Below are 25,386 nucleotides of genomic sequence, written 5' to 3' on the forward strand. Positions count from 1 at the left end.
TCCTCCGTGAGGTTTATCGACTCGTTCGGCCCACCGGGGCGGGCCGGAAAACGTCGGGGCCCGGAGCGGCGGATCAGGGCAGGCCGTTCTCCGAACCGTCGTTCTGGATCATCTTGGCGTCTATGCCCCGGATGTTGGCCGGGTAGCCGTTTTCCAAAAGCTCCAGCACCAAGGGCCGGGCGCTCTCGCCCGCAAAGGAGAAGACGGCCCAGTTCTCCCCGGCCTCGTCCACGATGGTGCCTTGTTGATTGATGCGGGTGCCGCGCTCTTCCAGGAACCGGCGGATGCGATCGGGCAGCTCCGGGTCCTCGATGCGTGAAACCAGGTGGGAATAGCGGTGGTCGAGGTATTTCTCGATTTCTATGGGCAACACGCGGCTCATGGGCCTGGATAGTTCCAACATCCGTGCCAAGCCCCGAACCGCGGGGGGCTTGGGGCGGGGCGCGAGGGCGCAACCCTCTGTATCCAATAGGGAATAAATCTGATGACCAGAGCCGGCCAGAGTCGGCAAGGCTTGCCGGGTTGCCCGGCCAATGATGCAATTTTGCATCAACAAAAGCCGCCTCAAAGGCGGCCGCGATTATCACATAGTGAAAAAAATTACAAATAACGAGCGCTTTAGTCGTTATTACACATAGTAGACTATTTTGTCGGGGCGAGTGATTCCAGGCGGGCTAACTGTTAAATAGCAATTTCAGTTTCCCTTATTATATTCAGCAGTGAATCAATTATGCATTTATGAATCGTTTTCAGCCTCCTGAAGACGCCTGGCAATGGTGGATTGGCTCACTCCCAGGTGCTGGGCCGCCTTGCGCTGGGTGCCCAGGCGCTTGAGCGCCTCCTGGATCAGTTCCAGCTCCACCTGGCGCAGGCGCTGGCGCAGGTCGAAGCCCTGGGACCAGTCCAAAGTCGGCACGTTTGCCGGCAACTCGCGCACCTCGGAGGGCAGGTCCTCGGGCCGGATGTCCTCCTCCGGGCTTAGGATCATCACCCGCTCGATGATGTTATCCAACTCGCGCACGTTGCCGGGGTAGTTGTAGTTGAGCAGCAGGGTGCGGGCCTCGGGGGTCAGATCCTTGAAGATCTGGTTCTCGCTGCTCACCCGCCGGAGAAAGATGCCCATGAGGAACAAGATGTCGCTGGGCCGCTCGCGCAGGGGCGGCACCGACAGGGGCACCACGTTGAAGCGGTAGTAGAGATCCTCGCGGAAGCGCCCCGCGTCCACCTCCTGGGCCAGGTTCTTGTTGGTAGCCGCGATCACCCGGGTGTCCACCTCGATGGCTTGGCCGCCGCCCACCCGGACCACCCGGCGCTCCTCGATGAACCGGAGCAGCTTCACCTGATGCTCCAGGGGCAGCTCGGCGATCTCGTCCAAAAACAAGGTGCCGCCTTGGGCCATTTCCACCAGGCCGGCCTTGCCCCTCCGGCTGGCCCCGGTGAAGGCGCCCTTGGCATAGCCGAAGAGCTCGGATTCGAACAATGAGCCGGGGATGGCAGCGCAGTCCACCCGCACGAAGGGCCCGGCCGCCCGGGTGGACTTGTTGTGGATCAGGCGGGCCAACATGCTCTTGCCCGCCCCGGACTCGCCGCTGATGAGCACCGTGGACTGGGCCGGGGCCACGCGCAGGGCCTTTTCGTAGACCTGCTTCATGGCCCGGCTGCGGCACATGAACTCGCCATCCACGATCTCGGCCGACTGGGGCTCGAACAGGCTGGAGCGGAACTGCTGGAGTTTGGCCTCGCTTTCCTCCAGCTGGCGGCGCATGCGGTCCAAGAGGGTGATGTCGCGGTCGTTGATCACCACGAAGGCGATCTCGCCCTCGGCGTCGTAGATGGGGCTGCCCGTGGCCAGGATCTTCTTGCCCGACTTGAGGTGCTGCACCATGGTGAAGGTGGTCTTGCGCTTGAGCACCTCCAGGGTCACCGAGTCGTTGAAGTTGCCGTCGCGCAGAAGATCGCCCACGAAGTGGCCCTCGACCTTGTGGCGGGGCAGGCCCACCATGCGCAGGGCGGCCCGGTTCACCTTGACCACCACCCCGTGGCTGTCGGTGATCCACAGGCCGTCGAAAGACGACTCCATAATGGCTTCCAGATAAGAGGCCGAGGCGCGGTAGGGCTCGGGGAACAGGGCCCCCTGCTCGCTGTCCCAGGGATCGCCCATCATGATGAGCACCCAGGCCACCTCGCCCTCGGCGAACACGGGCAAATAGTTGAGCAACAGGAAGTGGTGGCCGTGGCGCAGGCGCGCGCCCAGCAGGGGCGCGCCGCCCTCGAAGATGGCCTGGGCCTGGCGCCAGGCGTCGGGCTCCACCACCTCGATGGGCCGCCCGGCCAGGTCGCCGGCCTCGTGCTGGAGCATGCGCCCGGCCGCGGAGTTGGCATAGGAGATCAGGCCCCGGGGGTCGATGGCCAGCACCCCCACCCGCATCTGGTCGAACTGGGCGGTCTTTAACAGGGCGAGATCCGGGGCCGGGCGAGGCATGGATTTTCTCCTTGGGGTCACTAGGTTAAGACAACCGCATGGCCCGCCTCATGTCAATGGGCTATTGGGGGCCCAGTCCCGGCCGCCGCCCCCCGAAAGGAGCGGGCCCGGCCCGGCGGCCGGGCCCGCGGGGCCGAGCTAGAAGCTCCATTGCAGCATCAGCTTGAAGGCGCGTCCCGGCTGGGAGGAGAGGCCCAGATCCTGCCAGGTGCGCGAGACGTGGTCATAGTAAAAGCGGTCGCCTATGTTCTCCACCGAGAAGATGACCTGCTTGTTCTTGCCCAGGGACCAGCCCAGACGAAGGTCGAAGCGGGCCCAGCCGCCGGTGCGCTTTTCGTTGACCGCCACCCTGTCCTGCTCCGTGGCCCACAGCAGGCTGAACTCGGCCCATCCCCGGCCCGTGGCCAGCTCCTGGTCGTAGCGCAGACCGGTCTTCCCGTTGAGCGGCGGGATGCTGGGCAGGTCCGAATCGTCCTCCAAGTCCTGGCCGATCACGTAGCTGGCCGTGGTGAAGGCCGAGAGCCCGCCCACGATGCCCACGTCCAGACTCAGCTCGCCGCCGTAGAGCAGGGCCTGGTCCAGGTTGCTCCAGGTGTATTCGCTACCCGTGTCCAGCTTGGCGATGTAGTTGTCGATGCGGTTGTAGAACAGGCTGAACATGCCGCTCATGCGCTCGGTGCGCATCTTGAGCCCCACGTCGAAGTTCCAGGAGGTCTCGGGCGAAAGATTGGGGTCGCCCACGTCGTTCTTGGAGCTGTCGTGGGGGCCGTAAAAATAGCGCTCCAGCAGGGTGGGCGCGCGGAAGGCCCGCCCCACGTTCGCGTAGAGGTTCAACTCGTCGGTGGCCCGGAACAATAGCCCCAGGCTGCCGCTCATGGCGCTGTCGGTTTGGCTCATGGACGAGGTGATGTCGTGTCCCTTGGCCCCGTCGGTGGAGGAGTTGATCCAGTCGTAGCGCAACCCGGCGGTGAGGCTCCAGAGGGGCGCCAGGCTGATCTCGTCCTGGGCGAACACCCCCACCCCCCAACGCTGCGAGTCCGGGATCACCGGCACGTTGTTGAACAGTGGGTTCACCCAGCTCGATGCGGTGTCGGTGATGGTGCGGCCGCTGGTGGCGTTTTCGAAAAAGCTGTCCAGGCCGTAGACCAGCTTCTGGCGCTCGCCCACCGATTTGAAGAGCATGGGCTTTAAGGAAAAGGTGTCGATGTCCACGGTGATGTTCACGTCCATGTCGCCCTGCACCGCCGGGGGTATGCCCTGGTCCAAGAGGCGCTCGCGGTTGCGCTGGTGGCGCTGGGCCCCGATCAACAGCTCCATGCGGTCGGCCACCGCGTAGTTGAGCTGGCCGTTCAGGCGGCCGGAGAGGAAGTGCTCTTTCTCGTCCTTGAACTTGTCGCTGACCACCGAAGGAGCGGCCGGGATGCCCAGGGTGGCGTCCATGAAGTAATAGTAGAAATCCGCCTGCCAGACGGGGCCCAGGTAGTTGCCCCCCAGCCAAGCCATGCCGCCCTTATAGGAGCTGTTGTTCAGCTCATAATCCGGGGTCTCCACGTTTTGGTTGTCGCGGTAAAAGCCGCCCACCAGGCCGTTGAGGCGGCCCTGGCCGAAGCCCAGGTTGGCCGCCGCCCGGTAGCCCTGGGGATCGCTCAGGCCGGTGACCGAAGCCTCGCTGTCCAGGCGGGCTTTTTTGCTGGTCTTGCGGGGGGCCTGCTTGGTAATCACGTTGATCACGCCGGCGATGGCGTCCGAGCCGTAGAGCACCGAGGAGGGCCCCCGCACCACCTCCACCCGCTCGATCTGGGCCGGGTCCAGGGACAGGATGTGGTTGCCGCCCGGGCGCTGCTCGCTCAGGCGCACCCCGTTGATCAGCACCAGCACCCGCTCGTCGTACAGGCCCCGGATCATGGGCCGCACGCTGTTGGGGCCGGTGGTGGAGGCGTTCAGGCCGGGCTCGCCCCGGAACACGTCCTCCATGGAGATGGCTCCCCGCTCCTCCAGGGCCTCGGAGGTGATCACGTTCATGGGCACCGAGGTGTCAAAAGCGCTGGATTCCTGGCCCGAGGCGGTTACCACCGTCTCGCTCAGTTCGGTGACGGGCGTTGCGGGGGCGCTCTTTTCCTGGGCCCCGGCCACGCCGGCCATCCCGGCCAACAGGCAAAGCACGGCAACCGCCGCGCGCAAAATTCTTGCGGTGTTCATTTTTTCTCCCCGCAATAAGGTCCCTGGGGCGCGCCGCGGTTGGCGGCCCCGGGAAAGTTCAAGCCGATGTCAAAAGATCAGACCACGGCTTGGCGGGGGGGAGAACGCGAGGCGCATAGGCGGCGGTCGGCGGTTGCCAGGGGCCCTTCGCCACGGGGGAAGGCCTGGCCCAGGCAGGCCAGGGAGCCCGCCACGCCGGCCAGGGCCGCGTCAGCCTTGGCCAGGAAGTGGGCCAAAAAGGCGCACAACGCGCAAGGCCCGTGCGCGGGGGACTCGGCCAAGGCCTGGGCATGCAGGCCGCCCGAGGGGTGGGCGTGGCGCGGACCATGCTCGTGCAGCCAGGGGTGCAGCAGATGCCCCAGGCCACCGGCGTAGAGCATGAACCCCACCAGCAGCCAGGCCAGGGCCCGGCGCCTCGGATGGGTGGGGCTATTGCCTGAGCCGCGTTGGAGCATACCGCCTCTGGCAGGGTTGAGGGGGAGCATTGAACATGATGTCTTGCGTAATACCTCGTATTACGAGGAAACATTATCGCAACCCCGGCGCAGTGTAAAGGACATCCTGCCGCGCGGCGTCGCACCACCAGGCAGCCGCCGCGCCCGGCCCCCGGCCAAAAGAAAGGGCCGCCGGTTTTCCGGCGGCCCTTGCGGGTGCGAGAGGGGGGGACGCGCCAGAATTACTTCTTGGTCAGTTCCTTGATCTGCTTCTGCTGCTCGGCCAGCACCTGGAGCGCGATGCGCTTCATGAAGTGGGAGACCGTGCGGCAGTTCTTGTTGATCAGCAGATCGATGTTCTTGCCCTGGGCGCGGCCGGCCAGGTTGCCGGTGGAGTTGCCCTTGGCGTCTTCCACGTGCCAGGCCTGGATGGTCTTACCGTCGAACTTGTCAATAACGACCTTGAAGTAACCGTTCGGACCAACAAACACGTTGTTGGCTGCATCGAGGACGATGGGCTTGTCGTTTTCAAGCATACCCTCGATGAACATGGAGCAGGTGCTTCAAGTGTCCGGGCGGTAGATGAACCGCTTGTCCGGGGTCCAGGGGCTGGGGTTGCCCAGCTTGACCAGGTCGGTGAGCAGCGCGAGCTGCACCTTGCCGTTTTGGAAGGCGCCGCCGGCCTTGTAGATGTTCAGCTGGAGCTGAACCCGGTCGGCGGGGTCGCGCAGGATGAAGCGGGCGCGGCGCTCCTCATCCACCGGCATGTACTTAAGCACGTCGGCGGTGAGGGGGCCCAGGCGCTTGGTGTAAGCGGCCCCGCTCTTGTCGCAGGTCAGTTTCACATCGGCCCAGTTGGGCCCGACCTTGGTCACCTCGGCGGTGAAGCCGCCGCCCTTGACCTTCTCGCCCACGCCCACCACGGCCTCGACCGGCTCGTTGGGGCTAAGCAGCATGGAGGTCAGGGCGCCGGTGGCGAACTCCTTGACCTGAGCGCCCTTGGGGGTCACCTTGTCGGCCACCAGATAGGTCTGGCCGCTGATGGCCACCGAGCTGGCGTAATACTCGGTCTCGAAGTCCTGGCCCTTGTCGGTGGGCAGGTAGGTCCCGGTCTTGCGGCCGGAACCGTTGTTCAGCTTGCCGCTGGTGATGTCGGTGAACAGGTTGCTGGTGGCCACGGGGAAGGCCACGCCGTAGTAGTTGCCCGACTGCTTAAGGATCTGGAAGGTGGCGTTGGGCACGGGGAAGCCGTTGGCGCCCATGGCCAGCTTGCTCAGACGCAGGCGCTTGGTGGCGTCGCCAAAGGGCACGCCCTTCTTCTTGCCCACCCACACGTTGGTGATCACGTCCAGCTTGGTGGACTGATCCACGAACTGATAGAGCTTGCCCAGCAACAGGACCTTGTCGCCCTGCAGCACGCCGCTCTTGGGGGTGCGGGTAGTGTAGTAGAGCCCCGAGGGGGGGATGATGATCTTGCCGTTTTCAATGCGGCTCTTGCGGATCACCAGACCCTCGCTGAGGGTTATCTTGCGGATATAGCTTTTAGTGGTGACATCTTGAATGCCGGGAAACTCCGCCACCACGGCGCAGTTTTTGGCGGGCGCGGTCATGAGGGCGCGCGCTTCGGCCTTGTCGGCCGCCATTGCCGCCGACGGCAGGATTGCTCCCGCCGTGAGCATGGTTAGAATGCCGAGACCCGCTAAGGTCTTGTGAAACATTTTGTCCTCCGTTATACGCCTGGACGTCCAGGCCCACCCCAACACGGGGAGGGCCTCCCCTCTCGCATGGGGAACAGAAATCAGGCCGTGTTTGGCTCAGCAGCCTTCGTCAGGAGCGATGATGGGCACCAGAGGCGCGGGCGCCGGCTTTTTGTCCGCCGGCTTGTCGGCCTTTTGGCCCTGGTCTTGGGAGGCGGCTTTTGCCGGCTGGCCCTGCTGCTGGTCCTGCTTTTGCTCCGGGGGCCGGGTCTTTTGCTGGTCGTTCATCACGACCTTCACGCCCGGGCCGATTTCCCCGCCGATGGTGCAGTTGCCCGCGGCTTGGGTGTTCGACGCCAGGTAGATCCCCAGGGTCAGGGCCAGGCACAGGCCGGTGCTCATTGCCAAAGTGTTGATTTTCATGCCAGTCTCTCGCCGATTTGAATTCGGTCCGTTTTTGGGTTCAGCCGGCGTCTCACCAGACAAAACATAGTTATTGCCTATGGTTATATCCGCCGAGCATCTCTATTTTCTATTTAACCGGAAATGCCGGCGCGAAACAACGCGCCCGCAATATTTTTCACCCGCGCCCGCAAAAAATTTGCGTGGCTGCGGCCGCCAAAGGCCCCTTCGAATAACAAGCCGTTTTCACGGTACATTTCAAAGAGCCCTTTCCAAAACAGAAGAAGGGACCAGCCCGATGGCTGACCCCTCCTGATTATTCTGGCGCACCGGGCAGTTGCCTCCCCGGCCGACCTTCAGCGGGCCTTTTGCTAGAAAGACCCGTTATTTGGTTCTGCTACCAAAGGCCACCCACCCCATTAACCGAGTGGCCTGTCGACTAAAACTATAGCCGACCGGGATGAAAAATCAACAAAAACCGTGTGGAATTCCTATGTATCACTAGGCGATCTGCTGGATCAGCTCCACCATCAGGCCGTCCTCGGTGAGAAAGCAGAACAGCCGGATGCTCCGGCCCGAGGGGTCGATCATCTCCAGGGGCTCGCTCAGGGGGGCCCAGCCCGCCCGGCGCAGCCCGGCGTGGGCCGCGTCCAGGTCGGCCACTGTCAGGCTGATGCCGAAGCGGCCCGCCGCGCCGGGCTCCGGGGTTTCGGCCTGGGGCCGGGTCTGGCGCACCAGCTCCAGGCAGACCTTCTGCTTGGGGTGCTTGAGGAAAACCATGTTCGCCTGGAAGTCGTCCTTGCCCAGCAGGGCGGAGATGCGCGAGCCTTGCACCCCGTCCAGACGTTGAATCTCCTCCAGGCCCAGGATGCCGCAAAACAGCTCCAGGGCCCGCTCCATATCTTCCACAAATACCGACACGTGATGTATGTGAGCGGACAAGGTCCTCTCCTCGCGATGATTGATTCAGGTGCTGAGAATGATCACGGTGCAGGACTTGGTGTCTCCGGCCTTGTCCCCGCCCATGCAATGGGCCAGGCCCACCCGGGCGCCGGGAATCTGGCGGGTTTCGGCCCGGCCGCGCAGCTGGCTCACCAGCTCCACCACCTGGGCCACGCCGGTGGCGCCCACCGGGTGCCCCCGGCTGAGCAACCCGCCGGAGGGGTTCACCGGCACCCGCCCCCCCAGGGAGGCGTGCCCCTCGGCCACGAAGCGTCCGCCCTCGCCGGGCGGGCACAGGCCCAGGGCCTCGTAGTGCAGAATCTCCGAGATGCTAAAGGCGTCGTGGCACTCCACCAGGTCCAGGTCCACCGGGCCCATGCCTGCCTTTTCATAGGCCTGGCCGCAGACCCGGTAGTCGGTCTCCCAGCTGGCCAGGTTCTGGGGCGAGCGGTAGTCGCCGGTGCCCAGCACCGCCGCGTCCACCCGCACCGCGTCCCCGCCCAGCTCCTTGGCCGCCGAGGGCGAGCAGACCAGCGCGGCGGCCGCGCCGTCGGCGATGGGGCAGCATTGCAGCCGGGTGAGCGGGTCCACGATCATGGGCGCGGCCAGCACCTCGTCCACGGTTATGGCCTCGCGGAACATGGCCACCGGGTTCCGGGCGGCGTGGGCCCGGTTTTTCACCGCCACCAGGGCCAGTTCTTCCAGGCTGGTGTCGAACTCAGCCATGTGGCGCTTGGCCCGCAGGGCGAAGCTGGCCGGGGCCACCAGGCCCAGCTGGGTGTCCCACTCGCTCTCCCCGGAGTTGATCAGCCCGAACTCGGGCACGCACATCTTCTCCGCGCCCACCGCCAGGGCCACCTCGGCCTGGCCCGCGGCCACGGCGTTGCAGGCCAGGTAGAAGGCGGTGGAGCCGGAGGTGCAGGCGTTCTCCACGTTGACCACCGGCACCCGGTTGATGCCCACCTCCCAGAACACGTTCTGGCCGATGGTGCTATCCCCGAAAAGGCGGCTGCTCACCGCGTTGGCGAAGAAACAGGCCTCCACCCGCTCCGGCCCGATGCCCGCGTCCTTCAGGGCCAGATAGGCGGCCTCGGCCCCCATGTCCACCACCGTGCGCTCCGGGTGCTTGCCAAAGGGGATCATCCCCGCCCCGATTACCATGGGCTTAGGCATCGCCGCCCTCCCCCGCCGCCAGGCCGAAGAAGGGGCGCGCGCAGGGCTCGCCCCGGTTGTCCAACCCCAGGGGGGCGGTTCTCAGCTCCACCCGGCTGCCCATGGCCAGATCCTCGATGCGGCCGGGGTCCAGCAGGCCGAAGACGCGCAGGCCGCTTTCGGTCAGGTCCACGAAGCCCACCGCATAGGGATGAGGCAGGCCCAGGGGCGGGCGCACCCGCACCACGGTGAAGCTGTGGATCACCCCGTCGCCACCCAGGCTCCGCTCTTCCAGCGGCCCCAGGCATGAGGGGCAGTAGCGCGGCCGGGGGAAGAAATCGCGGCCGCAGTCCGGGCAGCGGCCTCCGATCAGGTGCGGGGCTCCTTCCCGGTCTCGGCCCACGATTCCCTCCGGTATCAAGGGAAGGTCGTTTTGTTTGTCGTCTGGTGTCATGGCTTCCCCATGGTCAAGGGCCATGGGAGGCGGCGATGCCGCCCCCCCAAGCGGGCGTTCCCTACTCGCCGGGCTGGGGCAGGGGGAACAGCTCGTAGATCTTCATGGCCACGTTCATGTCGCCGGTCATCTTGAGCCGCCCGCTCATAAAGGCCTGCATGCCGTCGATCTCGTAGTTGACCATAGACAAAAACAGGTCCGTGCCGCAGGTCTGGGACACGGTGGGCGTGGGGTGGCGCTCATTGACCAGCTCGGCGGTGCCGTCGGCCACCTTGATGTGCCAGACCCCGCCGTTGTCGCCCAGCACGTCCCACTGGAACACCGCGTTCACTCCCTGGGCGGCTTCGGGGTTGAACACCTCCAGCATCTTTTCCATGGCTTGAATGGGCTCGGTAAAAGGCATCCTGTTCCTCCCTTTTTTTGATGGGCCCCTCGCGGCCCGTCGAATGAAACGATCCCCTGGCGGTCCCTAGGGCTTGAGCATCACCTTGATGCACTTGTCCTTGTGATGCTCGAACAGCTCGTAGGCCTCCATGGCCTGGGAAAGCTCGAAGGTATGGGTGGTCAACATGGACAGGTCCACGCGGCCGTTCTCCAACAGGCTCATAAGCTTGCGCATGTGGCCCAGGTTGCCCAGGCCCATGCTGATGCGCACCCCCGAGAGCCCCAGGATGGGCAGATTCAGGGAGACCGGCTCGTTGAAGAGCCCCACGATGGACAAGGTCCCGCCCCGGCGCAGCACCCCCAGGCCGTGGTTGAAGGTGGTGGTAAGGCCCGCCGCCTCGATGGCCACGTCGGCCCCGCGCATGTCGGTGAGGCCCAGGATGTGGCTGGTGACGTCCACCTTGCTGGCGTCGATCACCTCGGCGCCCAACTGCTCGGCCAGGGCCAGGCGGTTGGGCAATACGTCGATGGCGAACAAACGGGCCGGGCTGTAGAGCATGGCCGAGGCGATAGCGCAGAGCCCCACCGGGCCGCAGCCGAACACCGCCACGGTGTCGCCGGGGCCCACACCGCCTTCCACCACCGCGTGGTAGCCGGTGCCCCACACGTCGCCCACCAGGATGGCCTGCTCGTCGCTCACGTTGTCCGGGATGGGCACGGCGCACATGTCCGCGTCCGGCACCAGCACGTACTCGGTCTGGGCCCCGGAGAGCGGGCGGCCCTTGTAGAAGCCGCCGCCCCACACGCCGCCCACCTCGCAATACTGCACCTGGCCCCGCTGGCAGGCGGAGCAGCAGCCGCACCACAGGCAGGCGGGCACGTCCACCCGGTCGCCGGGCTTGAACAGGCGCACCCCCTCGGACACCTCCTCCACCACGCCCACGAACTCATGGCCGATCACCGTGCCGGGCATGATGGGGATCTCGCCGTGTTTAATGTGCAGGTCAGACCCGCAGACGGCGGTGGTGGTCACCTTGACCAGCATCTGCCCCGGAGCGTCGATGGCCGGCTTGGGCACTTCCTCCAGGGCCAGCTGGTGGCCGGGTTTCAGCATTACCGCTTGCATTAATCCACCCTCCCCTTTTCTTCCAGTTGTCGTCGCCGCCTCAACGGGTCAGCTTCACTCCGGCCGCCTCGCGGTCCCAGGTGTCCTCGGTCACTCCCTGATTGCGCAACAGAACCTTCTGCACCCGCTCGGTGGGGGTCTTGGGCAGGGCCTCCATGAAGCGCAGATAGCGCGGCACCATGAAGTAGGCCATGCGCTCGGCGCAGTGGGCGATGAGCTCCTCGGGGCTCAGCTCCATGCCCGGCTTGAGGGTCAGGCACACCATCACCTCGTCCTCGCCCATGGCCGACTTCACGGCCACGGCGGCGCACTCCATCACCGCCTCGTGGGTGCGGATGCCTTTTTCCACCTCGAACGAGCTGATGTTCTCGCCCCGGCGGCGGATGGCGTCCTTCTTGCGGTCCACGAAATGGTAGTAGCCGTCCTCGTCCTGGATCAGATAGTCGCCGGTATGGAACCACAGGTCTTGCCAGGCCTCCACGGTCTGGGCGGGCATGTCGTGGTACTCCAGGAGCAGGCAGTTGGGCTCGGTGGTGCGCAGCAAACATTCGCCGGGCTGGCCGGTGGGAACGGTAAGACCGTCGTCGTCCACCAGCTTCACCTGATAGCCCGGCAGCAAGGGGCCGCAGGAGCCGATCTTGCGCTTGCGCACCGTGTTGAGCATGGGCACCCCGATCTCGCTCATGCCGTAGCCCTCGATGAGGCGCACCCCGAAGCGCTCCTCAAAAGGCTTGTACAGGTCCGGCGGCGCGCCGGCCCCGAACATCACCCGCAGCGGGTTGTCCAGGTCATCGGGCCTGGGCTCGGCCTTGTAGAGGATCTGCAAGATGCCGCCGATGTAGTTGAACTCGGTGCAGCCGTACTTCTTCACCTCGGACCAGAAGTTGCTGGCCGAAAAGCGCCTGCCCAAGACCATGCGCGCCCCGCTCATCAGGGCGGGCATGGTGGAGAGGAACTGCGCGTTGCCGTGGAACAGGGGCAGCGCGTTGAACAGGCAGTCCTCGGGGCCGTACTCGGCGGCGCCGCGGCAGATGTCGCCCATGAACAGGGCGTAGTTGTGGGGCATCACCGAGCCCTTGGAAGGCCCGGTGGTGCCGGAGGTGTAGACGATGGCAAAGGGGTCGTTCCAGAGCACCTCGGCGGGGGCGTAGGTTCCGTCGTTGGCCACCATCGCGGCGTAGGCCGTGGCGGGCTTGCCCAGGTCCGAGGCCTCCCCGCCCAGCACCACCACCCGCTCCAGGCCGGGCAGCTCGCCCAGCACCGGGACCAGGCGCTCCAGGAAGGGCTCCTCCACCACCACCACCTTGCTGCCCGACTGGCCCAGCATGTAGGCCAACAGATCGCCGCGGTGGGCCGTGTTCACCGGCACCTCCAGCGCGCCCAGCTTGCTCAGGCCGAACCACAGGAACAGGTACTCGGGGCGGTTGCTCATGAGGATGGCCACCTTGTCGCCCTTGGCCACGCCCAGGGCCTGGAGGCCGGCGGCCACCTGGTCCGAGGCGCGGTCGAAGTCCTGGTAGCCAAAGGACTCCTCGCCGAAGCGCAGGAACTCGCGGTTGCCGAACTCGGCCGCCTTGTCTTGTAGGGCGCGGTGCACCACCCGGCTGTGGGTCAGGTTGTCTTGGGTCATGGCGCTTCCTCTACAGGCTGGGCATCAGGGGGCCCTGCTTGATGCCCACCTTGGGGTGCGGATAGGTGACGTAGCAGTTGAGCACGTCCTCGCTGGGGCTGAGCTTGAGCCACTCGGCCTCGAACTCGTCATAGGGCTTGGCCGAGGCCAGGCGCGCGGCCACCGCCTCCTGGCGCCGGGCCTTGGTGGCCTCCTCGTCCAGGCGCAGGGTGTCCGGGTCGTAGGAAACCTTGTACACGTGGTCCACCACCCACTCCGAGACCAGGCCCTCGGCCAGGTCGTTCAGGGCGGCCTGGGGGTCGCGCTCCAAGACGTCGCCGTAGCCCGCGCCCCCGCCCACCGGCACGTAGAAGGTGTCGCCGTACATGAACAGCTGGATGGGATGGGTGATGTGGTGGTACTCCCGCTGGCCCTCTTCCGGGTTGCCTTCGCCGTACACCTGGTCCAGGTTGCACGGCAGGCTGTTTTCCGAGGCGCTCAGGAGCCCGCCCAGGTTGCTCTGGCGCACGGTGCTGAGAAACACCGGGGGCACGGCATAGCCGCCGAAGATGCCCAAGGTGGCCGGGAAGCGCGAGCCGAAGCCGAAGCAGCCCATGGCCACGCCGGGCACATGGTGCATCTTCATGCCGAAGCCGATCCCCGCCCCGCCGCGATACTTGCCGTGGCCGTAGGAGTTCTTGAAGTAGTTGCGGAACAGGTACATGAAGGGCCGGTCCGCCTCGGTGGTCTCCACGTCGGAGCAGTCGCTCATGGTGGCGAAGAAGGCCCCGGCTCCGTTGACCCCGTCCTGGTCGCTGCGCGCCCCGGCTCCGGTGGCGTTCATCTCCGGGGTGATGTCGGCCACCGGCTCGCCCCACTGGTTCATGCCGCCGAACAGGGGCACCCCGAAGCCCTGGAACCAGGAGGCCTGGGCCCGGCTGGGGTCCATGTGATAGGTCATGCGCGCCCCGGCCATGAACATGGCGTTGGCGAACAGGGTCTGGGGGAAGGGGGCCATGGTGGTGGGCGCCTCGCCCTTGGCGTTCAAGAGGCAGTCCTCGGGGAACTCCCATTCCATGGGGGCCAACAGCGCGTTGTTGGCCGGCAGGTCGTGCAGGAACCAGCCGCAGAAGTAGACCATGGCCATGCCGATGATGCCCTGGAAGAAGCTGTTCAAGGGCTTGTCGGGCAGCATGGGGCTGGTGTCTTCGAACACGAGCTTGATGGTGTCGCCCTTCTTGACCACCGCCAGGTTGATCTTGGTCAGATCCTCGGCCATACCCACGGTGTCCATGAAGCGCGGCTGGCGGAACACGCCGTCGTTGAGCTGGCTCACCTTTTGGCGGGCCGCATCGGCGGTGACCGCCAGGATGCGCCGCAGCCCGCCCACCACCAGGTCCGAGCCCTTCTGGGAGGCGAAGTCCAGGATGCGGCGCTGGGCGATGCGGCAGGCGGCCAGGCGCGCCTTGATGTCCAGGATCATGGTGCGGGCGTCGCGGTTCATGGAGGCCATCATGGCCAGGATGTCCTCGCGCAGGACGTAGTTCTCGCCCACCTTGATGGGCGGGGCGATGAAGCCCTCGTCGTACTTGGTGCGGGCGCGCGGACAAACCCCGCCCGGGTCGGTGCCGCCGTTCTCGCCGGAGTGGACCACCGCGCCCACGAAGCAGATCAACTCGCCCTCGTGGAACACCGGCACGCACAGGCCCATGTCCGCCGGGTGCACCCCGCCGTAGAAGGGATCGTTGAAGAAGAACGAGTCGCCTTCCTTGACCCCTACCGATTCGTCGTCCAGGTAGTGCTTGACGATGTATTTCACCGGGAGCTGGCCCAACACGGCGTGGAACCAGATGCCCGTGGCCACCACCGCCAGGTCGCCCTGGGCGGTGTAGATGCCGAAGGCCACATCGCCCCAGCGCATGCCCGAGGAGGCGCCCAGCTTCATGGTGGTTTCCTTGCCCTCCTGGGCCACCATGTTCATCTTGTGGACGAAGATGTCGTACTCAACGTCGTCGATCTTGTCCTGGGCCGCGGTTTCGCGAGGCGTCATGGGCTCGGGCTTGAGCCGCTGCACCACCTCCATGTCCCTTGCGTAGACCATCGCGCACATGGCTTATCTCCCTCTCGCCGGCCCCCTCGGCCGGCGGTGTGGTTTCGTCTGTCGCCCTATCCCCGGTTCAGCCGGAGCACTCCGCTGCCGAAGCCGTCCTTGACGAAGCTCCAGCCCGGCTCCAGCACGTAGGTGGTCTCCGGCGCCTCGATGAGGGCCGGGCCCTCGATGCGGTTGCCCGCCTCCAGGGCGTCGAAGTCGAACACCGGGGTCTGCTGGAAACCGCCCAGGGCCTGCCAATAGGCCTGGCGCGGCTCGCGGCGGGCCGCCTCGGGCGGGGTCTCGCCCTTTTCCGGCTCGGGCTGCATGGTCGTGCCCTCGGTCTGCACGTAGGCGGTGAGGTAAAAGCACTCCACGTTCACCCCGCCCTGGGGGAAGGTGGCCTCGGGGGTGTAGATGGCCGAGTAGTCCTCGGTGAAGCGGTCGCAGATGTCCTTGAAGTCGTCCGGGCCGGACACGCTCAGGTGGGGGCTGATGATCTTGGTCAGGTTGTACTGCATGCCGTAGCGCATATCCAGCTCCAGGCGGAAGCCGATCTGCTCCGGCGTGTAACCCTCCAGGCCCAGGTCGGCGGTGGCCAGCTCCTTGAGCTCCTCCACCACCGTGTTGAAGGCCGCGTAGTCCTGGGTGTAGCACTGCTCGGCGTAGTAGAAGACCTTCATGGTCTTGGACTTGTCCCAGACCTGCTGGATGTTCACCGTGGAGGCGCCGTAGGCCCCGAACACCGGCGAGGTGGAGGCCACGACGACCTTGTCCACTTGCAGGTAGGGCGCGAAGCCGCAGGCGTGGGTGGCCCCGGCCCCGCCGCAGGCAAAGAGCACGAAGTCGCGGGGGTCGTGGCCCTTGAGCGCCACCTCGTTGAACACCGCCTGGCCCATGTGGGCGTCCACCACCGCGCGGATGCGCCGGGCCGCCTCCACCACGTCGATGCCCAGGGGCTCGGCGATGCGGCTCTGGATCGCCTCCTTGCTCAGGTCCTCGTCCAGGAGCATCTCGCCGCCCAGGTAGTTCTCCGGGTTCAGATAGCCCAGCACCAAATCCGCGTCGGTCACCGTGGGCTCGGTTCCGCCCAGGTCGTAGCAGGCCGGGCCGGGCATGGACCCGGCGGACTGGGGCCCCACCTCCAGGGAGTTGCCCATCAGCTCGTTGACCCAGGCGATGGAGCCGCCGCCCGCGCCGATGGACTTGACCTCGATGGCCGGGATGTTGGTGCGCCAGCGGTCGATCACCGGGATGAAGTCATAGGTCTGCAAGCGGCCGCCGCTGACCACCCCGATGTCAAAGGAGGTGCCGCCCATGTCGGTGAAGATGATGTTCTGGTGGCCGTACTGTTTGCCCAGGGTCAGGGCGCCGTGCAACCCGGCCACCGGCCCGGCGTTGTGGGTGAGCACCGCGCGGGTGCGGCTCACCTTCTTCATGCCGCCGGTGTTGTGGATGAGCATCAGGGGCCGCTTGTAGCCGCCGTCGCGCAGCTCGTTGCCCAGCTTGGTCAGCTCGTCGGCCATCACGCCGTGGATGTAGGCGTTGACGATGGTGGTGATGAAGCGGGTGTACTCGCCGCTCTTGGGCGAAACGTCGCTGGAGAGGAACACCGGCAACGAGCCCAGGTAATCCTCGGGGTACTCCTCCTCTATCACCTGCTTGATCATGCGCTCGTGGGCCGGGTTGGAGAAGGACCACAACAGGCACACCACGAAGCCCATGGCCCCCTTGTCCACCAGCTCCTGCAAGGCGGCCAGGATGTCCTCGCGCTTCAAGGGGCAGACCGGGGTGCCGAAGGAGTCCATGCGCTCACGCACCCCCACCACCATGTTGCGCGCGATCAGGGGCTCGGCCTTGTTGATGCGGGCCAGATCCTTGTTGCCCTGGCTGTCGCCGCCGTCGGCCCAGGAGCGGGCCCGGCCCAGGAAGATGGCGTCCTCGTGGCCCGCGGTGGTGATCAGCCCCAGCTTGGGCCCGTTGCGCTCGATCAGCGCGTTGGTGCCCAGGGTGGTGCTGTAGCGCACCGCCTCGGTGCCCCCCAGGAACTCGCCCATGCCCACCCCTTGGGCGCGGGCCAGCTGCTTGATGCCCCGCATGAAGCCCACCGAGAGGTCGTAGTGGGTGGTGGGCGATTTGGTGATGAGCCCCCGGCCCTCACCCTCGGTGGCGTAGAAATCGGTGAAGGTTCCCCCGATATCGATATTGACCGTCGTTCCCATATGGCAAATCTCCTTAAACCCGGGCCTAGAGCTGGACCCGGGCGATCTCCTTTACCAACTGGTGCATGGTGTCCAGGTTGGCCTCGCGGGTGGCCGGGCCCAGGCTGGTGAAGAAAAAGCCGCGCCCGGCCTGGGAGCGGTAGAGCTCCAGGCCCAGGGCCATCGCTTCGCGGGCCGCTTCCAGGTCGTCAAGGGGCAGGCCAATGCCCAGGCCCAGGCCGTGTCCGGCCAGGTTCTCCAGGGTCTGGCGGGAGGGCAGGCCGCCCTCGCGGGATTGCCCCAGGACGTGGAAGTCCATCTTCAGCTGCTCCAGGCCTCCGGGCAGCTCGGCCTCGTAGTCCTGCAGGAACATGCCCACCGGGATGTCGTAGTGGGCCACCAGGTTGCGCAAGGTGTTGTAGATCTTGCGTTGGGCCATGGTGATGGGCTCCCGGGCCAGGGCGTGACCTTCCAGGAAGATGAGCACGTCGGGCCGCGTGGCGCAGAAGGCCTCGGTCACCCGCACCGCCAGGGGCTTGATCTCGCCCAGGCGGGCGGCACCCTCTTCCAGGCCGAAGAGCTGCCCGGCCAGGCTCACCGGCCCGGTGAGCACGGCCACGCAGGCCCGGCTGGAGCGCGACACCTCGAATATCTGGCGGGTCTTTTCCAGGGCCACCTTGAGGCGGCCCGCCTGCTCGGGCTCGGGGCAAAGCGCGGCCGCCGGCCCGGCCAGCATGGGCCTGTCGTCCTGCCACTGAACCGGACAGCCGCAGGCCTCGGCCAGGAGGGTGAAGTCCAGCCCGGCCACCACCCCGTCCAGATTGAAAAGGTCTGCCGTCTTGATAAGCAGGTTGGCCCAAGCGGTGGGGTCCTGGGTGTAGGCCTCGACCTTCACCCCGCCCACCCGCGCGGCCAGCCCCCGCACCAGAGGCACGAAGGCCGGACGCGACAGAGGCGCGCCCTCCAGGAAGCTGGCGAATAGCTCCCGCCCGGTGGCCATGACTACGCGCCGTGCCTTTCTTTCAGTGCGTCCAGGTCCAGCTCGATGTCATGGGTGATTGGGTGCCCGGGCGGCAGGTACTCGTTTTCCACCATGATGCCGCAGCCGGGGCAGTAGAACTCCAGCAGGCGGCAGTAGTTGGGGTCCGGGGTGAAGCTGTAGGCCTGGCCCTCCACCAGGGGCGGATGCACCTCGGCCATGTCCTTCTCGGCCACCAGGCAGCCCTTCTTGTAGTTCTCCCGGGCGCTGACCAGCTCCTTGCCGCAGCGCTGGCAGCACCACATCTCGTTGCCCAGGTCTATCTCCAGGTACTCCGTGATCCTGACCTTCATGACCGGACCTCCTCCAGGAGCGCGTTGTTATAGGGGTCCACGGACAGGCGCCAGCCAGTAGGCAGATAGACCGTGGTGTGTTCGGACTCCACCAGGGCGGGGCCGCTGATCTGGTGGCCGTTGCCCAGGCGGGCCCGGTCGTACACCGGCACCTTGGCCCCTTGGCTTTCCTTTTCCGCGAACACCTGACGCTCGCCCTTGATGGCCTCCTTGGCCTCGCCGGTGGCCGGGGGCATCTGGGGGAACTGGTAATGCGGCACCGAGGCTTGGGCCAAAAGGCTGATGGTGTTCAGGCTCAGGGCGCCGCCGCCTTCCCAGCCCTCGGCGGCCAGGAGCGCCTTGGCCTGCTCGGCCACGGCCTTGATTTGGCTCGCGTCCTCGATCAGCTCCACCGGCGCGGCCACCTTGACCTCCGGGCCGCCTTCGCTCGGCTGCACCAGCAGCTCCAGGGCCTGGGCCATCTCCTCGGGGGCGAAGCCCTCGCCGCGCATGTCGCGCTGGGCCTCGGCGTCCATGGAGGCGTAGGCCGCCGCCAGGGCCTCGGCCAGGGCGGGGTCGTCCAGGCCCAGACCCACCCGGCGGTAGTAGAGGTGCCCCACGTCCATGCCCAGGGAGCTGAAGGCCGAGAACACCGCCGAGAAGGGGGTCATCACGATCTTCTTGAGGCCGGCGGCCGAGGCGATGTCGCAGATGTGGGCCGGCCCGGCCCCGCCGTAGACCACCAGCAGGGGATCGAAGCCCTCGCCGCGCTCGTTCTTGATGCGGGCCAGCTCCTCGGCCATGGCCTTGTCGATGTCCTGCTTGATAGCCAGGGCCGCCTCCTCGGGGCTGATGCCCAGAGGCTCGGCCACCTTGCTGGCCAGCAGCTCGCGGGCCTTGGCCGCGTTGAGCTTCATGGTGCCGCCCAGGAAGAAGTCCGGGTCCAGCAGGCCCAGCACCAGGTCCGCGTCGGTCACCGTGGGCTCGGACCCGCCCAGGTCGAAGCACACCGGGCCGGGCAGCGCGCCCGCCGACTGGGGCCCCACTTGCAGGCCCTTGCCGTTTACCGAGGCGATAGAGCCGCCCCCCGCGCCGATGGCCCGGATGGAGAGCATGGGCAGGTTCACCGCGAAGCCTTCCACGTCGGGCTCCAGGGTGTAACTGGGTTGGCCCGCGCTCACGTAGCCCAGGTCAAAGGAGGTGCCGCCCATGTCGGCCGAGATCAGGTCTTGGGCCCCGTAGAGCTGGCCGATGAGGCGCGCGCCCAACAGGCCCGCCGCCGGGCCGGAGTTGTAGGTGTTGATGGCCCGCGTCTTGGCCACCCGGGCCACGGCCCCGTTGTTGTGCACGATGAAAAGGTTCTTGGCGTAGAGCCGCTGGCGCAGCTCCTCGCCCGCCTTGTAGAGCAGGCGCACCAGCTTGGCGTGGATGTAGGCGTTCAAGACCGCCGCGTTGATCCGCGCCGCCTCGCCGCTGCGGCGGGTGATGTCCGAGGACAAGAACACCGGCACCGAGCCCAGGAAGTCGCGGGGGTAGAGTTCCTTGATCTGCCGCCGGGCCAGGCGCTCGTTGGCCGGGTTGCGGTCCGAGCCGGCCAGGGCCAGCACCAGGCAACGGGCCCCGGCGTCGATCAGCTCCTGAGCCATGGCCAGAACCTCGCCGGCCTCGGGCTCGGAGAGCACCGCGCCGTCCGGGCCGATCTCCCCGCCGATCTCGCGCACCATGTCCGGCGCCACCAGGGGAGCCTTGCCGCCGTCCTCCTGGCAGGGGGCGTACTCGCCGTGGCCCTTGCTGAGTAGCAGGCCCACCTTGGCCCCATCACGCTGGATGATGGTGTTGGTGCCGATGGTGTTGGAAAAGCGAATGATCTCGGTCTGGTAGAGCAGGTCCTCCACCGGCAGCCCGAAACGCGCCGCCCCGGCCTCGATGCATTTCAAGAAGCATTCGGTCAGGTCGTGCGGCGTGGTCGGCACCTTCACCGAGGCTGAGCGGTCCCCGGACAGGAAAAACCCGTCGGTGAAGGTCCCGCCCGTATCAATGTCTATGCTGAAGCTCATTACCGTCCCCTCCCTGTGGACTAAGCCCTTTTTTGGTCTACCGGCGGGGGCGTGGGCCCCCCGGATATGCCGTACAGGACGAATTCGACCACCTCTTGGCTGGTCTCCTCGAAGTTCATGCGGCCCTCGGGCCGGTACCAGCGCAAATGCCAGTTGAGAACGCCCAGAATGTTGAAGGCGGCGATGGTGGGGCTTTTGAAATTGGCTTCGCCCGCCTCTTGCAGCGCTACGAGATGCTCGCGGTAAATGTCCAAGATTTCGCGTTGATACTTCAGGTTGGCCCGGTAGCCCTCGGGCGAGAGGTGCTCCTCGTTGAGGAAGAACACCTTGGCCTCTTTCTTGAAAACGCCCGAGAGCTCCAGATGGGTCTCGATGAGCCTTTTGAAGCGCTCCCGGGGCGTCCCCGGCTGTTGGCTGGCCTCGCGCAGGGTGCGGATCACCCTGCCGGAGGCGGTCTCCAGGATGGCCAGCAGCAGGCCTTCCTTGTCGCCGAAGTGATGATAGATGTTGGAGATGCTCAGCCCGGTGGCCTTGGCTATCTCCCGGATCGAGGTGCCCACGAAGCCGCGCTCGGCGAACAGCTCCAAGGCGCTTAGAGCCAGTTTTTCTTTGCTGCGATTGGTTTCGCTCAAAGGTCCTCTTTTCGCAAAACGAGGATTAGGTTGCTCTTCCCGAGTATCCCTACCCGCGGCGAGGCCTGCCCTTGACGATGATGTGGATGCTCTGAAGGAGGGGCGCTGCGATCTAGATCGATCGTTCGACCAAGTATGAATTGAACTTAATCGATCGATCGATCTAAAGTCAATCCCCAAAAATGACCCTGCCCCATTTTTCTGGGCACCAGGCGGCCATCAATCATTTTATTCAATTATATTAACTTGTTAAACTGAATAACTCCGCTTTGCCCGCCGACATAAAGCCGGCGGGTCCCCTTAAAAACCCTCACGCACCTAGGCCGAAATGGGCCGGATTCAGCCTTTTTGCACGGCGCCGTCTTGCCGCGCCCGGTGGAAACCACCCCCGCGAGATCCACCGCTCCGGCTTTGCCCCCCGGCCCTTCAACGCAAAGAGGGCCCAGCCGAACGGCTGAACCCTCTCAAACAGTCGTGGCGTCCCCAACGGGATTTGAACCCGTGTCGCTGGCGTGAAAGGCCAGTGTCCTGGACCTGGCTAGACGATGGGGACGTCTAATTTTCTAAGCATGGTGGGCCGTGCGTGATTCGAACACGCGACTCTCTGCTTAAAAGGCAGATACTCTACCAACTGAGTTAACGGCCCGTTTTTACAGAGGTTGGATTTGTACCACGCACCCAAGGGGGTGTCAAGAAAAGCCAATACACCTCTGCCGCGCGGCATGGCTTGCCATCCGGCGCGTTTGGGATTAGGGTGTATAATATCATCAAAACGCCTCTCGCGCCGCCGCAGTTTGGCCGGCGAGGCCCGAAAAATTCGGCTTTTTCGCGCACCCCGGAGATGTCGCCATGGCAAAGGCCAAGAAAACCGCCCCCGCCAAAAAGCAGGCCCCGGCCGAACAGCCCGAGCAGCACAAGCTCAGCTTCTATCCTTCCTGGTGCAAGCGCTGCGGCAACTGCGTGGCCTTCTGCCCGCGCGACGCCCTGGCCGCCGACCAGTGGGGCTACCCTTTCTTGGCCAGCCCGGACCGCTGCACCACCTGCGGCCTGTGCGAGATGCTCTGCCCGGACTTCGCCATCAGTCTGGGCGAAGGCGAGCCCGGCTCGGCCATGTCTCCGGCGGCGCGTTGCCAGCGCCCGGCCCAGCCACCCAGCACCAGCCCCGAGCGCCTGGCCCCGGCCCCGCCCGAGGAAAAATAAGCCCCTTGCCCGGGGCCGCCCCGAAGGCGCAACAAAGCCGTTGACCTAGCTTGTTCCCGCTGGTACATATTCTTCAACTCTATAAAAATTGCCTTTTCGGCCCCTGTGCCCGGCCCGCCGCGGCCGGGTCTTTGCGAGGATATCCATGAGCCAAAAGCGCCCCAAGCTACAGCTGGACGAGGACTTTGTTTTCGCGTGCCACAAGGGCCTGAAGTGTTACACCTCCTGCTGCCGCGACGTGAACATCATGCTCACGCCCCATGACGTGCTGCGCATGAAAAAGGCCCTGGGCCTCACCTCCAGCGAGTTCCTGGAGAAGTACACCGACCTGGTGCAGCTCAAGGGCAAGGCGGTGCCCCTGGTGCAGTTCCGCATGAACGATGCGGACAACAAGAAGTGCTTCTTCGTGGGGCCCGGCGGCTGCTCGGTCTACGAGCACCGTCCCTGGGCCTGCCGCATGTTCCCCCTGGACGAGCACGCCCAGGGCGGCTTCCAGGTGGCGGTGACCCCGGACCGCTGTCACGGCCTGGCCGAGGGCGACGACTGGCGGGTGCGCGACTGGCTCAAGGACCAGGGCGCCACCGCCTCCAAGGAGATGGACGGCTCCTACGAGTCGCTGGTGAGCCACGAGTGGATCAACCAGCTGGGCGAGCTGGACAACCCCAAGGTCCAGCAGATGATCCTGTTGGCCCTCTACGACCTGGACCGCTTCCGCGAGTTCGTGCTCAACTCCAGCTTCCTGGACCGCTTCGACCTGGACGAGGACACCATCTTCGCGGCCAAGACCGACGACGTGGCCCTGTTGGACCTGGGCTACGCCTGGGTGCGCTTCGGCCTGTTCGGCCAGAAGACTCTCAAGCTCAAGGAGCAGCCCGCCGGGGACGGCAAATAGTGCTGCCCGACGTAGACGACCCCCGCTTTTCCGAGCTGGGCGAGCAGGGCTTCTCCTTTGCCTGCCATCCCGGGGTGCCCTGCTTCAATCAGTGCTGCCGCCGCCTGAACCTGGTGCTCACTCCCTACGACGTGTTGCGCCTCAAGACCCACCTGGGCATCAGCTCCGGCGAGTTCATCGAAAAGTACACCGAGGTGGAGAGCGGCCAGAACGGCTGGCCCCTGCCCCGCCTGGCCATGAGCGACACGGCCGAGCGCACCTGCCCCTTCCTCAGCGAGGCGGGCTGCACCGTCTACCCCGACCGCCCCGGCGCCTGCCGCACCTATCCCCTGGGCCGCGCCACCAAGGGCGGGGCCAACCGCGGCCCCTCTGAGGAGCAGTGGTTCCTGGTGCGCGAACCCCATTGCCGGGGCTTTGAAGAAGGCCCCTGCTGGAGCCCCCAAGAGTGGACCAAGGACCAGGGGTTGGAGGCCTACAACGCCAACAACGACCTGTTCCTGCCCCTGGTGACCCGCCAGGCCCCGGCGGCCGACGCGGGGCAAGCGGCCAAGAAGATGCAGATGTTCTTCATGGCCTGCTACAACCTGGACCAGTTCAAGCAGTTCGTGGCCCAGAGCCGCCTGGCCCAGCTCATCGACCTGGACCCCACCCGCTTGGAGCTGATCCAGAGCAACGACCTCCAGCTCTTGAAGTTCGCCTTTGACTGGCTCCGCTTCAGCCTTTTCGGCGAGCCCACCCTGCGCCTGAAGCGAAGGGAAGCCGGGGCCTAGCGTTTCACTCGTTAGTCAGGGCGTCCCCGGGGCCTAGACGAACTTGGTGGCCATGGACAGCAACCCGTCCAGGATACCAACCAGTTCGGCCAGGTCATCCAAAGCCTTTGCCAATGCCTCCATCTTTTCGAGTGATTTCTTCAGTTCCGCATTGATGGCCTTGAGCCTCTTGTTGGCTTCCAATACTGCCTGGGTGCCTTCCTTGAAACGGGCGGTCACCACGTTTACCAGGCAAGCCCGCAGCCGCTTACCCAAGGCCAGGAATTCCTTCCGGCGTTTATGCGGCAAGCTGAGGTCCATGGAAAGATCGAAACAGGCGTCTATGATCGCCGCCAACAAAACCGTATCCACCTTGATCATTGCTAATTACCTCCAGCCATCCTGAGTTCGTCCATGGCCACCACCACAATCTGCACTTCAGATTGGAAGGTGCCCAAGGCCGCCACCAACTCGGTCAGGTTTTTGGGGGCCTTGTCGGACCGCGCGTAATCCACCAAGGCGTTATTCGCCTGCCGCATACTTTGGATAAGGCTGGCGGGGTCGGTGGTGACGGCTAATTCGTACTCCTTTGCCGCCTTCTCAATTTCCGCCAGCATCTTTCGCCGATCCTCCAGGGGCCAGAGCTTGCCGCTGGCTTTATAGTCATTGACCTTGTCGTTGTAGGCATTGACCTTCACGGCCAAGGCTTGCTTGAACCCGGTTACCCTTACCGGCTGAATAAGCTTGGCCAAATCTTGCTGGAGCAAATCGAGTATATCGTTGACTGCCGGGCCGCCCTCGTTGATGGCTTGCTCCAAGAGCTTCTCTCTTTGGGCCTCCAGGACTTCTTGGGACCACAGGGCCACGATGGCGCCGATCGGCGTGATGTAACTACTTGCGGTAGGGTCTTCCTTTTTTTGCAGGGTGTTGAAGGTGCCCGAGAGATTCTTCAGGTTGTCGCTAAGCTTGCCCACGGCGGTCCCGACGTTGGCCGGCGCGTCGGAGCCAGCCAGGGCCGCCAGGCGATTGGCGTATTGACCGATCAAGACAATGCTGTCCGTGCGGGCCTTGATTCCCTCCGGAGAGAACACCTTGTAGTAGAGAGGGCTGGGCTGCTTCTTGCCCTCAACTATTATGGTGCCTCCCACTTCCTTGGTTTGGTCATGGAGGCAACTCTGCAAGTACCAGGTGCGTTCGTTGTCATTCAGCTCGGTGTAATAAGTCGTAATGGCTGCGGCGGACTTGTTTATGCTTGCCTGGAATTGAGTTACCGGGTCGGTGAAGTTCGCCTTCACGCAACCTTGCAAAGCCAGACAGCAGATTAAAAACAACAGGCCTAGGCCAACTCTTCGCTTGGACATGATTCTCCCCCAC

Annotated in this window: 24 protein-coding genes and 2 tRNA genes; 3 read left to right on the forward strand and 23 right to left on the reverse strand. The window is 65.2% G+C overall.

The window, feature by feature from the left end:
* Positions 1-73 precede the first annotated feature (73 nt).
* The 21 genes from KQH53_10415 to KQH53_10515 all read right to left on the reverse strand — a co-directional run bounded on the left by KQH53_10415 (position 74) and on the right by KQH53_10515 (position 21,817).
* A complete protein-coding gene (locus KQH53_10415; protein MCB2227079.1) occupies positions 74-382 on the reverse strand; it encodes a hypothetical protein in 309 nt (102 codons plus the stop codon).
* 354 nt (positions 383-736) lie between these two features.
* On the reverse strand, positions 737-2,482 hold the full coding sequence (locus KQH53_10420; protein MCB2227080.1) for a sigma 54-interacting transcriptional regulator: 1,746 nt from the start codon (positions 2,480-2,482) through the stop codon (positions 737-739).
* A 138-nt stretch (positions 2,483-2,620) separates the two neighbouring features.
* The gene (locus KQH53_10425) at positions 2,621-4,681 is read right to left on the reverse strand and encodes a TonB-dependent receptor (protein ID MCB2227081.1); all 2,061 of its coding nucleotides are present in this window, start codon (positions 4,679-4,681) and stop codon (positions 2,621-2,623) included.
* Positions 4,682-4,758: 77 nt separating this feature from the next.
* Positions 4,759-5,136, reverse strand: a complete 378-nt coding sequence (locus KQH53_10430) for a hypothetical protein (protein ID MCB2227082.1) — start codon at positions 5,134-5,136, stop codon at positions 4,759-4,761.
* A 221-nt stretch (positions 5,137-5,357) separates the two neighbouring features.
* The gene (locus KQH53_10435; protein ID MCB2227083.1) at positions 5,358-5,666 is read right to left on the reverse strand and encodes a hypothetical protein; all 309 of its coding nucleotides are present in this window, start codon (positions 5,664-5,666) and stop codon (positions 5,358-5,360) included.
* 12 nt (positions 5,667-5,678) lie between these two features.
* Positions 5,679-6,758: a hypothetical protein gene (locus KQH53_10440; protein MCB2227084.1), complete on the reverse strand. Its 1,080-nt coding sequence runs from the start codon at positions 6,756-6,758 to the stop codon at positions 5,679-5,681.
* Positions 6,759-6,929: 171 nt separating this feature from the next.
* Positions 6,930-7,235: a hypothetical protein gene (locus KQH53_10445; protein MCB2227085.1), complete on the reverse strand. Its 306-nt coding sequence runs from the start codon at positions 7,233-7,235 to the stop codon at positions 6,930-6,932.
* A gap of 480 nt (positions 7,236-7,715) precedes the next feature.
* Positions 7,716-8,156: a VOC family protein gene (locus KQH53_10450; protein ID MCB2227086.1), complete on the reverse strand. Its 441-nt coding sequence runs from the start codon at positions 8,154-8,156 to the stop codon at positions 7,716-7,718.
* Positions 8,157-8,180: 24 nt separating this feature from the next.
* A complete protein-coding gene (locus KQH53_10455; protein ID MCB2227087.1) occupies positions 8,181-9,329 on the reverse strand; it encodes a thiolase family protein in 1,149 nt (382 codons plus the stop codon).
* Complete coding sequence (locus KQH53_10460) at positions 9,322-9,711, reverse strand: OB-fold domain-containing protein (GenBank protein MCB2227088.1); 390 nt, start codon at positions 9,709-9,711, stop codon at positions 9,322-9,324. The genes KQH53_10455 and KQH53_10460 overlap by 8 nt, the downstream gene beginning before the upstream one ends.
* A gap of 112 nt (positions 9,712-9,823) precedes the next feature.
* A complete protein-coding gene (locus KQH53_10465; protein ID MCB2227089.1) occupies positions 9,824-10,165 on the reverse strand; it encodes an SCP2 sterol-binding domain-containing protein in 342 nt (113 codons plus the stop codon).
* A gap of 66 nt (positions 10,166-10,231) precedes the next feature.
* On the reverse strand, positions 10,232-11,272 hold the full coding sequence (locus KQH53_10470) for an alcohol dehydrogenase catalytic domain-containing protein (GenBank protein MCB2227090.1): 1,041 nt from the start codon (positions 11,270-11,272) through the stop codon (positions 10,232-10,234).
* A gap of 40 nt (positions 11,273-11,312) precedes the next feature.
* Entirely contained in the window at positions 11,313-12,902 is a 1,590-nt protein-coding gene (locus KQH53_10475; GenBank protein MCB2227091.1) for an AMP-binding protein, read from the reverse strand.
* 10 nt (positions 12,903-12,912) lie between these two features.
* Positions 12,913-14,991, reverse strand: a complete 2,079-nt coding sequence (locus KQH53_10480; GenBank protein ID MCB2227092.1) for a hydantoinase B/oxoprolinase family protein — start codon at positions 14,989-14,991, stop codon at positions 12,913-12,915.
* Positions 14,992-15,047: 56 nt separating this feature from the next.
* Complete coding sequence (locus tag KQH53_10485; GenBank protein MCB2227093.1) at positions 15,048-17,192, reverse strand: hydantoinase/oxoprolinase family protein; 2,145 nt, start codon at positions 17,190-17,192, stop codon at positions 15,048-15,050.
* A 25-nt stretch (positions 17,193-17,217) separates the two neighbouring features.
* Entirely contained in the window at positions 17,218-18,171 is a 954-nt protein-coding gene (locus KQH53_10490; GenBank protein MCB2227094.1) for a hypothetical protein, read from the reverse strand.
* A gap of 2 nt (positions 18,172-18,173) precedes the next feature.
* Positions 18,174-18,503 carry an acetone carboxylase subunit gamma gene (locus KQH53_10495; protein MCB2227095.1) on the reverse strand — a complete coding sequence of 110 codons (330 nt, stop codon included), beginning with the start codon at positions 18,501-18,503 and terminating at the stop codon, positions 18,174-18,176.
* Positions 18,500-20,539, reverse strand: a complete 2,040-nt coding sequence (locus tag KQH53_10500) for a hydantoinase/oxoprolinase family protein (GenBank protein MCB2227096.1) — start codon at positions 20,537-20,539, stop codon at positions 18,500-18,502. Before KQH53_10500 ends, KQH53_10495 begins: the two co-directional genes overlap by 4 nt.
* Positions 20,540-20,559: 20 nt before the next feature.
* Positions 20,560-21,171, reverse strand: a complete 612-nt coding sequence (locus tag KQH53_10505) for a TetR/AcrR family transcriptional regulator (protein MCB2227097.1) — start codon at positions 21,169-21,171, stop codon at positions 20,560-20,562.
* Between the two features lie 475 nt (positions 21,172-21,646).
* Positions 21,647-21,724, reverse strand: a tRNA-Glu gene (locus KQH53_10510).
* Positions 21,725-21,741: 17 nt separating this feature from the next.
* A tRNA-Lys gene (locus KQH53_10515) sits at positions 21,742-21,817 on the reverse strand.
* A gap of 203 nt (positions 21,818-22,020) precedes the next feature.
* Here KQH53_10515 and KQH53_10520 point away from each other — a divergent pair.
* From KQH53_10520 to KQH53_10530, 3 genes are all read left to right on the forward strand, one after another.
* The gene (locus KQH53_10520; GenBank protein MCB2227098.1) at positions 22,021-22,371 is read left to right on the forward strand and encodes a 4Fe-4S binding protein; all 351 of its coding nucleotides are present in this window, start codon (positions 22,021-22,023) and stop codon (positions 22,369-22,371) included.
* 145 nt (positions 22,372-22,516) lie between these two features.
* Positions 22,517-23,263 (forward strand): YkgJ family cysteine cluster protein, encoded by a 747-nt coding sequence (locus tag KQH53_10525; protein MCB2227099.1) that lies wholly within the window; start codon positions 22,517-22,519, stop codon positions 23,261-23,263.
* Positions 23,263-24,033: a YkgJ family cysteine cluster protein gene (locus KQH53_10530; protein ID MCB2227100.1), complete on the forward strand. Its 771-nt coding sequence runs from the start codon at positions 23,263-23,265 to the stop codon at positions 24,031-24,033. Before KQH53_10525 ends, KQH53_10530 begins: the two co-directional genes overlap by 1 nt.
* 33 nt (positions 24,034-24,066) lie before the next feature.
* Here KQH53_10530 and KQH53_10535 read toward each other — a convergent pair whose 3' ends face one another.
* Positions 24,067-24,393 carry a hypothetical protein gene (locus KQH53_10535; GenBank protein ID MCB2227101.1) on the reverse strand — a complete coding sequence of 109 codons (327 nt, stop codon included), beginning with the start codon at positions 24,391-24,393 and terminating at the stop codon, positions 24,067-24,069.
* A 2-nt stretch (positions 24,394-24,395) separates the two neighbouring features.
* Positions 24,396-25,373, reverse strand: a complete 978-nt coding sequence (locus KQH53_10540; GenBank protein MCB2227102.1) for a hypothetical protein — start codon at positions 25,371-25,373, stop codon at positions 24,396-24,398.
* Positions 25,374-25,386: the final 13 nt, after the last annotated feature.

It is taken from the genome of Desulfarculaceae bacterium, assembly GCA_020444545.1.
Taxonomy (GTDB): domain Bacteria; phylum Desulfobacterota; class Desulfarculia; order Desulfarculales; family Desulfarculaceae; genus Desulfoferula.